Origin of the sequence: uncultured Brevundimonas sp. (assembly GCF_937870815.1) — a bacterium.
Lineage (GTDB): Bacteria > Pseudomonadota > Alphaproteobacteria > Caulobacterales > Caulobacteraceae > Brevundimonas.
This window is the reverse complement of the sequence record NZ_CALMZS010000213.1, coordinates 1-6,151: the sequence shown is the minus strand read 5'-3', so window position 1 is coordinate 6,151 and position 6,151 is coordinate 1. Positions and strand designations below refer to the sequence as shown.

3 protein-coding genes are annotated in these 6,151 nt (G+C 70.3%); all 3 read left to right on the top strand.

Translation table 11 applies throughout. The annotated features are described in order from the left end of the window. Positions 1-209: 209 nt before the first annotated feature. The 3 genes from Q0588_RS15165 to Q0588_RS15155 are packed head-to-tail and all read left to right on the top strand — an operon-like array spanning position 210 to position 6,013. Positions 210-3,404 carry an efflux RND transporter permease subunit gene (locus Q0588_RS15165; protein ID WP_298747868.1) on the top strand — a complete coding sequence of 1,065 codons (3,195 nt, stop codon included), beginning with the start codon at positions 210-212 and terminating at the stop codon, positions 3,402-3,404. Further along, positions 3,394-4,554, top strand: coding sequence for an efflux RND transporter periplasmic adaptor subunit (locus tag Q0588_RS15160; RefSeq protein ID WP_298747865.1), 1,161 nt, complete (start codon positions 3,394-3,396; stop codon positions 4,552-4,554). Before Q0588_RS15165 ends, Q0588_RS15160 begins: the two co-directional genes overlap by 11 nt. Further along, positions 4,541-6,013 (top strand): efflux transporter outer membrane subunit, encoded by a 1,473-nt coding sequence (locus tag Q0588_RS15155; protein ID WP_298747863.1) that lies wholly within the window; start codon positions 4,541-4,543, stop codon positions 6,011-6,013. The genes Q0588_RS15160 and Q0588_RS15155 overlap by 14 nt, the downstream gene beginning before the upstream one ends. Positions 6,014-6,151: the final 138 nt, after the last annotated feature.

The following is a 6,151-nucleotide window of genomic DNA, read 5'->3' as shown; positions in this document are numbered from 1 at the left end:
TCTGCGGCGACGGATCCGGCGCATCGAGGGCGAGGAGGCGGGCGGCCGCCCCCCCTCCTGACCGGGCCGCCCGGGGCCCACCCGACCGTCGCGATCGGCCGCCCCTTAAGACCGACTTAAGCTGGGCCTCGTCTTCAGCCCCCGAACGAGCGGGGAACCCTGATGAACTTTGCAGCGCCGCACGCGACCGTCCCGGGTCGGACGCCGTCATGATGGCGGTCATCCGGATCGCCCTGTCGCGTCCGCTCACCTTTGTCGTCATGGCGATTCTCATCGCGCTCGGCGGAATCCTGGCGGCCGTTCGTACGCCGGTCGACATCTTCCCCGACATCCGGGCGCCGGTCATCGCCGTGGCCTGGACCTATGCAGGCCTGCCGCCGCAGGAAATGGCCGGCCGGATCATCACGCCGTTCGAGCGGGCCCTGTCGGCCACGGTCAGCGACGTCGAACACATCGAGAGCCAGTCGATGCCCGGCGTGGGCGTCGTGAAAGTCTACTTCCAGCCCGGGGTCGACATCCGCACCGCCACCGCGCAGCTGACCTCCATTTCCCAGACCATGCTTCGTCAGCTGCCGCCCGGCACCAGTCCGCCCTTCATCGTCAACTACGACGCCTCGACCGTCCCGATCGTGCAGCTCGCCCTTTCGGGCGAGGGACTCACCGAACAACAGCTCTACGACCTCGGCCTCAACCAGGTTCGACCGCAGCTGATCACCGTCCCCGGCGCGGCCGTGCCCTTTCCCTCCGGCGGACGGCAGCGGCAGGTGCAGATCGACCTCGATCCCCAGGCCTTGCGCGCCCGTGGCCTGTCCGCCCAGGATGTCTCGCTGGCGATCGCGGCCCAGAACCAGATCAATCCGGCGGGTTTCGCCAAGATCGGCGAGTTCCAGTACAACATCAAGCTCAACAACGCGCCCGGTTCGATCGAGGCGCTGAACGATCTGCCCGTGAAAGTGGTCGACGGGGCGACCATCTATATCCGCGACGTCGCCAACGTCCGCGACGGAAGCGCGCCCCAGACCAACGTCGTTCACGTCAACGGTCAGCGCTCGGCCCTGATGACGGTCCTGCGCGGCGGGTCCGCCTCGACCCTGTCCATCATCGAAGGGATCAAGGCGAAGATTCCCCAGATCGCGGCGGGGCTCCCCGCCGCCCTCACCATAGAGGCGATCGGCGACCAGTCCGTCTTTGTCCGGGGGGCGCTCGAAGCCGTGGTCATCGAAGGGGTGATCGCCGCGGCGCTGACCTCGCTGATGATCCTTCTCTTCCTCGGATCCTGGAGATCGACGGCGATCATCGCGCTGTCGATACCACTTGCCGTGCTGGCCGCCATCGCCGCCCTGTCCGCCAGCGGACAGACGCTGAACATCATGACCCTGGGCGGACTGGCCCTGGCCATCGGCATTCTGGTCGACGACGCCACAGTCACCATCGAGAACATCAACTGGCATCTGGAGCGAGGCAAGAGCGTCCGCGACGCCATCCTCGACGGCGCGGCCCAGATCGTGACGCCCGCCTTCGTCTCCCTGCTGTGCATCTGCATCGTCTTCGTCCCCATGCTTCTGCTGCCTGGGGTGTCGGGCTACCTGTTCGTGCCGATGGCGCTGGCGGTGGTGTTCGCCCTGATCGCTTCCTTCGTGTTGTCCCGAACCCTGGTGCCGACCCTGGCCATGTATCTGCTTCGGCCCCACCGGCCCGGCCAGGACATCCACGCCGCCGGCGGACCGCAGTCCGCCAACCCCCTCGTGCGCCTCCAGCGCGCGTTCGAAGCCCGGTTCGAGCGGACGCGGATGGCCTATGGCCGGCTCCTCGGCCGGACCCTCGCGGGCCGACGGGTTTTCATTCCGGTGTTCCTCGCCCTGGTGCTGGCGTCATTCGCCCTTACGCCATGGCTTGGGCGCGACTTCTTCCCGAGCGTCGATTCCGGGCAGATCGCACTCCACGTCCGCGCGCCCGCAGGCACCCGGATCGAGGAGACAGCGGTCGTGATGGACCGCGTCCAGCAGCGCATTCGCCAGCTTATTCCCGATGCCGAACTCAGCTCCATCGTGGACAATATCGGCCTGTCCGGCGCGCCGTTGAACACGGTCTACAACAACAGCGGCACGGTCGGCCCGAGCGAAGGCGACATTCTCATCGCCCTGGAAGAAAAGCACAGTCCGACCGAGCGCCACGTCGAGCGGCTCCGGGAGGCCTTGCCCAAGAGTTTTCCAGGCCTTGGCTTCGCCTTTCTGCCGGCCGACATCACCTCCCAGATCCTGAATTTCGGCTCTCCGGCGCCGATCGACATCCAGATCAGCGGACGCGATCTGGCGGGCAACGCCGCCTATGCGGAGACGCTGCTCCGTCGGCTCCGCACCGTTCCCGGTCTGGCCGACGCCCGCATCCAGCAGTCCGCCCGCTATCCACAGTTGAACATCGACGTCGATCGCGCCCGCATCGCCCAATACGGACTTACCGAACGCGACGTCACCGTCAGTCTCGGCAACGCCCTCGCCGGCACCTCGCAGACGGCCCCGGTGTTTTTCCTCAATCCGGAAAACGGAGTCTCCTACCCGGTCGTGGCCCAGGTGCCCGAGCACCGGATCGGCTCGGTAGAGGACCTGCAATCCCTCCCGGTGACCGGCGCGGGCGGAGCGGCCGCGCAGACGTTGGGCGGATTGAGCGACCTGCGGCGAACCGGCACGGCCTCGGTGATCAGCCATTACGACATCCAGCCGACGATCAATATTTTCGCCGCCGCCCACGGGCGGGACCTGGGCGCGGTGGCCCAGGACGTGACGGCCGCGATCAAGGACCTCGAGCCGAACCAGCCGAAAGGCGCGAAGGTCACCGTGCGCGGCCAGTACGCCACGATGAATGCGGCGTTCGCGGGCCTGACGCTGGGGATGATCGGCGCGGTTCTGCTGATCTATCTGGTGCTGGTGGTCAATTTCCAGAGTTGGGCCGATCCCCTTGTGATCGTCTCGGCCCTGCCCGGCGCCCTGGCCGGCATCGTCTGGATCCTGTTCGTCACCGGCACGACCCTCTCGGTGCCCGCCCTGACCGGCGCGATCATGTGCCTGGGCGTCTCGACGGCCAATTCGATCCTGATCGTCAGCTTCGCCCGCGAACGCCTGGCCGTCCTCGGCGACGCCAGCCAAGCCGCGCTGGAGGCCGGGCTGGTCCGGTTCCGGCCGGTGCTCATGACCGCCCTGGCCATGATCATCGGCATGGCGCCGATGGCCCTCGGAATCGGCGAGGGCGGCGAACAGAATGCGCCGCTCGGACGGGCGGTCATCGGCGGGCTGATCCTGGCCACCGCCGCCACGCTGTTCCTGGTGCCGGCCATCTTCAGCTTCGTCCACCGTGGCGCCGGTCAGCGCTCCTCAGCAGGGAAGGCAGATGTCGCCCATGTTCAGTAAAGTTCGCGGGGCCGGGCTGAAGCCCGCGCTCACGGTCGGCGCCCTTGGCGCGGTCGCGATCATCGCCTGGGGGACGTGGGCGCGCGAGGCGAACGACGACGCGCTGGCCGATGTCTCACGCGAGGCGGCGATTCCCACCGTCCGGCTGATCCGGGCGGCCCCCGCCGAGGCCGGGGGCAAGCTGGTCCTGTCCGCGGAGATCCAGGCCTGGAACACCGCTGACATCCACGCGCGCACCAACGGCTATGTCGATCGCTGGCTGGTCGATATCGGCGACGCGGTGCGGGAGGGGCAAATCCTGGCCGTGCTGGACGCGCCGGAACTCGACCTCCAGCTCGCACAGGCGCGCGCCCAGCACCAGACGGCCCTGGCCGACCTGGCCCTCGCCCGCGCCACCGCCGACCGCTGGAGCGCCCTGCTGGAGCGAGACGCCGTCTCGCGTCAGGCCGCAGAAGAGAAGGCCGGGGCCCTGGCCGCCAGCGCGGCCGTCGCCGACGCCGCCCGGGCCAATGTCCAACGACTGGCCGCGCTGCGAGGTTTCACGCGGCTGGCCGCCCCGTTCGATGGGGTCGTGACCAGCCGTTCGGCTGAAGTCGGGGCCCTGGTGACGGCGGGCGTGGCCACGACGCCGCTGTTCACGATAGCCGACACGCGCCGGATGCGCGTCCAGGTCCGCGTGCCGCAATCGGCGTCGGCCGACATCCGGCCCGGCATGCAGGCCGAGCTGCGGCTGCCCGAGGCGCCCGGCGAGACCTTTTCGGCGCGGGTGACCCGCAGCGCCCAGGCGGTCGACGGACGCTCGGGCACGATGCTGGTGGAACTCCAGGCCGATAACCCGCAGCGGCGACTGAAACCCGGAAGCTACGCCGAGGTGGCCTTCCCCGTGACCGGCGGCGGCGGCGTCGTCATCCCGGCGAGCGCCTTGATCCTGGGCCGCGACGGCCCGCGCGTCGCTTCGGTCGATTCCAGCGGCCGGGCGTCTCTCACCCCGGTCCGGCTGGGTCGCGACCATGGTCGCACGGTCGAGATCCTCGACGGAGTGCGACCGGGAACCCGGCTCATCAACGCCCCGCCCGACGCCCTCGCCGAGGGCGATCCGGTGAGGATCCAGCAACAACCGCCCCAAGGCCGCACCCATGCGCAGGATTAGGCCGGCGTGGCCGCTCCTGTTCGCGGCGCTTTCGGGATGCGCCCTGGCCCCGCCGTTTGAACGGCCGGTCATCCGGACGCCCGCCGCCTACAAGGCTTCGCCGGACGGGCCGGACGGACAGGCCCCCGGGCCTGCCTGGACCGTGGCGACACCCGGCGACGCCGTCCGGCGAGACGGCTGGTGGAGCGTGTTTCAGGACCCGGCGCTCGATGCGCTGCTGGCCGAACTGGATCACGCGAGCCCGACGCTGGCGGCGGCCCTGGCCAGATATGATCAGGCCCGGGCGGTCGCAGGTCTCGAGTCCGCTGGTCTGCACCCGCGTCTCACCCTCACCGGCAGGGCCGAACGCCACCAGTCGTCGCAGACCAGCGCAGGCGCTCAGACGTCGACAGACCCCGAGGATCGATTCTTCCTGGGCGCCGCGCTCGGCTATGAGCTCGACCTCTGGGGCCGGGTCCGCAACGCCGTGGAAGCCCGCCACGCCGACGCAGAGGCCAGCCAGGCGGATATGGTCAATGTCCGGCTGAGCCTGCAGACCGCCCTGGCCGACGCCTATTTCCGGCTTCGCGGGCTGGACTCGGAATTGGCGCTGCTGGATCAGACGGTGACGGCCTACCGCCGGGCGCAGGCGCTCACACAGACGCGGCATGAGGTCGGGCTGGCTTCCGGCCTGGACGCGGGGCGGGCCGAGACTCAACTCGCCGGCGCGCAGGCGCGCCGCGTCGACGTCCGTCGCCGTCGCGCCGGGATCGAAAACCAGATCGCGGCGCTGGTGGGCGAGGTTGCTTCGGACTTCACCCTGCCCCCGTCGAACAGCCGACCGCCGCCGCCCCATATCCCCAGCGGCGTTCCTTCGGAGCTGTTGCAACGGCGGCCCGACATCGCCGCCGCCGAACGGCGCATGGCGGCCGCCAACGCCCGGATAGGTGTGGCGCGCGCCGCCTATTTCCCGGTCCTCAACATCGGTGCGGCCGGGGGACGTCAAACAACCCGGGGCGCACTGTTTTCGGCGCCCGCCGGCTTCTGGAGCCTGGGCCCTCTTTCAGCGACGATCCCGCTGTGGGACGGCGGCGCCCGAAAGGCCGAGGTCGCGGCCAGCCGGGCCGGTCACGCGGAACTTTCGGCGGCCTATCGCGGCACGGTCCTCGAGGCGTTTCGCGAGGTCGAGGACGCCATGACGGCGGCGCGGGATCTGGCGGAGCAAGCCGTCCAGCAACATCGCGCCGCGGACGCGGCCCGGCGAACCGAGGCGCTGGCGCTGGTGCTCTACGAGGAAGGCGCGAGCGACTTCCTCGATGTCGTGACGGCGCAGACGGCGGCGCTCGAGAGCGAGCGCGCGGCCCTCGCCGTGGAGACGTCCCGGATGCAGGCCGCGGTGGCCCTGATCCGGGCGCTGGGCGGCGGATACGCCGGCCCGGAGACCCATCGGTCCGGCGACCTCGCGGCGGAGACCCCCTGACCGGGCCGCCTGGGGCTCCGGGCGCGTCGGCGATCCTGGCTCAGCGGCCCGCCGCCGCCGTGGCGGCCGAGCGCGATCGCCCCGGCCGGGCCGGCGCGGTCCGGGCGCGCCGCCTCGGCCCCGGCCGCCGTCAGCGTC